Below are 3,584 nucleotides of genomic sequence, written 5' to 3' on the forward strand. Positions count from 1 at the left end.
TCACAAAATCAACCGGCTCGACGAATTGCTTCCTTGGAATTGGACACCAGCACCGCCCGAAGATTGCAAGGCGGCCTAAACCGGGCGGTTACTTTCGACACGCGCCCTGACCAATCCACTTCGCCTGACTGGTGGCGCTTTGGTGTCAGCCCCAGGAAAGCGCCCACATCGGACGTCCGGCTGAACCGGTTCGGATCATCGACCAGCGCGATGAAGCTGAGCGCGTTGACCGGGCCAACACCGGGGATTGTCATCAGACGGCGCGCCACAGGATGTGTCTTGGCCCTCCGCTTAACGGCCTTGTTCAGATCGTCGGCCGCCTCGCACAACGTCGCATGGGCGGCAATGAAACCATCGGCAATAACGCGCAATACCGGATCGGTTTCTCCCGCCGCCGCCAGTTGATCGCGGAACCCTTGACGTTGGCGGCCCAGACCAATTCCGGTCATGCGAATACCGAAGGTCTTCAGGACCCCTCGAATGTGTCCCTCCAGATCCTTGCGCAAACGGATCAGCCGTTCTCGCGCACTCACGAGGCTGCGCAAACGATCCGCGTCCTCGCTGCGGATGTGAACCGGCGTGAACCAGCCTGTGCGTGCAAGCTGCGCCAGCCCCTCCGCATCAGCGGCGTCGGACTTGTTGAGCCGCGCCGACAAGGCCTTGTGCGCCTTGCGCGCATCGATGCAGGTGGCCGGAAGACCAAGCCGCGCGAGCCCGCGTTGCAGCCAGATCGAGAGCATTCCGCTTTCATGCACGATCCGGTGCGGTGTCAGCGACCGCACGCGCAACCAGCCCGCCACACCCTCGGGATCGGCAGGGCAAGCCCCGCGCGCGACGGTCTTGCCATCCTTGTCCACCACGCAGACTGAAATCTCTTTCAGCGACACATCCAAACCGGCATAATGTTCCATAGGTCGTTCTCCTCACGGCATTTATCCATGAGGCCAATATACCGGACCTCGTTCGCCACCCGGAGAGCGACCGCCGCAATCACACCATGTCGTTTACGCCGGTGACCAAAACGTATGAGTTCGGGCAGTTTTCTGATCAGTCTGCATCAACGTCTATTAGGCTGGAGATTTCCGCTGAAATACTGGTTAGCTGTGCGGCGAAAGCCTTGTCTGCATTTCCAGTAGCAGGATCAAACGAAACGCCATTGTGGATACCAAGTGGGGCATCATCGATGGCAGAAATCATCAGCGAGCCTGCCGAGCCTGCGCCAGTTGTACAATCGTGGCTGAACGACTGCTCTTCGGGGGAGAGTTCAATAACGGTGCAAGTACGCAAGCTGCGGCTTTCAGTACCCGGAACCCAAGTCGCCATGTAGATTGGTTCACCTAGAACAGGCTCCCGAACAAGCTTCCAGTAGATTGAAGTTGAGAACTTTGCACCACTATCGAGTTTTAGAAGAGCAAGCCCGCCATTCGCGGCCATCGTAACAAGAGAGAGATTGTGAAGTCCTCCTTCATCTGAGTATTGAGCAAAGCTAGGTGCTTGCGTGCCTACACGGTTGCTGTCGCAAAATCCGGCTGTGAGCAAGTGCTCTGGATCAACAGCTACCGCTGTGCAGTAACCATTGTCCTTACTCGGTGCTAAGAACTGAATTTGTACTGTTGCTTCAAAGGCTTTAAGTATGTCGTCTGGGGACGGCCCGGCCTTTGAGGGAAGTTGATCATCTTGTAGAGATGCAATCTTGCCGCCTGGGTCCGAGATGAAGCCAGCAGCAAGAAAGAAGCGTAGGTTCCTGATTGCTTCTTCTCGGCTGCTGTCTTCAATGGCTCCCAAAATCAATGATGTTTCGAACTCTAACCTCGCCAGGTTTTCGGCGGCAGTCTGCTTTGTCAGTTCTAAGTCTAGGTTGCCTTGGACCTTCGTTCTTTCAATTTCCAACGCACTGGCGGCATTTGTTTCAGATACCGTCTCGCTTGAGGAGCTGCTAATGGTTGCACCTATCCAGCCGCTTAGGGTCAGGACTCGTTCTCGTTTCATAGCCAGAACATGACGGTTGCGGCGAGAGCTATGGCTGAGCAGAAGACCCTGGGGCACCTATCATATCTGGTTGCGACACGGCGCCAGTCCTTGAGCCTGCCGAACATGATCTCGATCCGGTTGCGGCGTTTGTAGCGGCGTTTGTCATATTTAACGGGGATCTTGCGTTGTTTTCGACCGGGGATGCAGGGGCGTATCCCTTTGTCTTCCAACGCTTCTCTGAACCAATCGGCGTCATAGCCGCGATCTCCGAGCAACCAATCGACGTTCGGCAGGCTGCTGAGCAGCGCCTTCGCCCCGATGTAATCGCTGACTTGTCCGGCAGAGACGAAGAAGTTGATCGGGCGCCCCTGACTGTCGCAGATGGCATGCAGCTTCGTATTCATTCCGCCCTTGGTGCGACCGATCAGGCGGCCACGCCCCCCTTTTTCACGCCCAGGCTGGACGCGGTGCGATGGGCTTTCAGATAGGTCGCATCGATCATCACTGTCTTCTTCTCGCCGTGCTGAGCCGCCAGGCCAGCCATCATCTGCGCAAAGATGCCCTTATCGCTCCACCGCTTCCAACGGTTGTATAGCGTCTTATATGGACCATACTCTTTCGGCGCATCACGCCAGCGTAAGCCATTGCGATTTATAAAGATAATCCCACTCAGAACGCGCCGGTCGTCGACACGCGGCTTGCCGTGGGGCTTCGGGAAATAGGGCTCCAGACGCGCCATCTGTGCGTCGCTCAGCCAGAAGAGATCAGACATGTCACCGCTCGTTTTTCGAACGATGAATCATGCTGCGCGGACAAAATCAATGGGTCCTGACCCTAGGGGTCGCACGGTCTGGTGAAACACGTATCGCGCCGCCGCATTCGCTAGCGCATCCCCCTTGATGCCCTTGATAATTTGTAGGGCAAAATCCACCGCAGCGGCACCACCACAACAAGTGATGCGTGACTCATCGAATACGAACAGTTCCTCGCTGACCTCAACATTCGGATAGAGCTCTTTCATCGCATCGATATGTTCATAATGCACCGTTGCACGGCGCCCCCTGAGCAAACCCGCCTCAGCAAGGATGAACGCTCCGGTGTCCAGACCGCCCAGCGTGGCCCCCAGACCGGCCCAACGCCAGAGCGACGTGTGAAGCGGTGTCGCGTTGTAGGCCTCCGGTGCCCAACTGGAGGAGACAATCACAAAGTCTTTGTGCCCGTCCCGAACCTCAGCCAAGGACGCAGTATCGATGGTCATCCCGTTGCTGGCAGTGCAGGGTCCACCATTGAGGGAAGCAATTTGCCACTGGAACCGCGCTTTACCCTCAAGGTAATTCGCGGCGCGAAACGGGTCGATGAAACCGACTGTCGCCGCCATATTGAAATTCGGCGTCACCAGGACAAGAAGGTTCAGAGTGTTGTTTGGCTGAGGAGGCATAAGGCCATTCAGGTTAAGTGGATGACGGAAATGGTCAAGACTATCATTTCATCCACGGCCAACACTCTTTATTTGACATTGTTGTCAATGAGCGTTCAAAACTGACCCGGTTTCAGCGTTTGATTTTGACCCGTCGTTCAGAGGGCAAAGCCCCCAGGCGGGCCGCCCTCATATA

4 protein-coding genes are annotated in these 3,584 nt (G+C 56.4%); all 4 read right to left on the minus strand.

Annotation, left to right across the window (positions count from 1 at the left end):
- Positions 1 to 8: 8 nt before the first annotated feature.
- Positions 9 to 911, minus strand: coding sequence for an IS110 family RNA-guided transposase (locus EDD52_RS23315; RefSeq protein ID WP_243652086.1), 903 nt, complete (start codon positions 909 to 911; stop codon positions 9 to 11).
- Between the two features lie 136 nt (positions 912 to 1,047).
- Positions 1,048 to 1,989 (minus strand): S1 family serine peptidase, encoded by a 942-nt coding sequence (locus tag EDD52_RS23320; RefSeq protein ID WP_132248998.1) that lies wholly within the window; start codon positions 1,987 to 1,989, stop codon positions 1,048 to 1,050.
- Positions 1,986 to 2,743 (minus strand): IS5 family transposase gene (locus EDD52_RS23325; protein WP_132248999.1). Its coding sequence is split into 2 segments (ribosomal slippage): positions 1,986 to 2,422 and positions 2,422 to 2,743, totalling 759 coding nucleotides; the frame shifts between segments, so codons are not numbered across the junction. Before EDD52_RS23325 ends, EDD52_RS23320 begins: the two co-directional genes overlap by 4 nt.
- A 27-nt stretch (positions 2,744 to 2,770) precedes the next feature.
- On the minus strand, positions 2,771 to 3,409 hold the full coding sequence (locus EDD52_RS23330; RefSeq protein WP_132249000.1) for an AraC family transcriptional regulator: 639 nt from the start codon (positions 3,407 to 3,409) through the stop codon (positions 2,771 to 2,773).
- Between the last annotated feature and the right edge of the window lie 175 nt (positions 3,410 to 3,584).

Source organism: Primorskyibacter sedentarius (genome assembly GCF_004342065.1).
GTDB classification, from domain to species: Bacteria; Pseudomonadota; Alphaproteobacteria; order Rhodobacterales; family Rhodobacteraceae; genus Primorskyibacter; species Primorskyibacter sedentarius.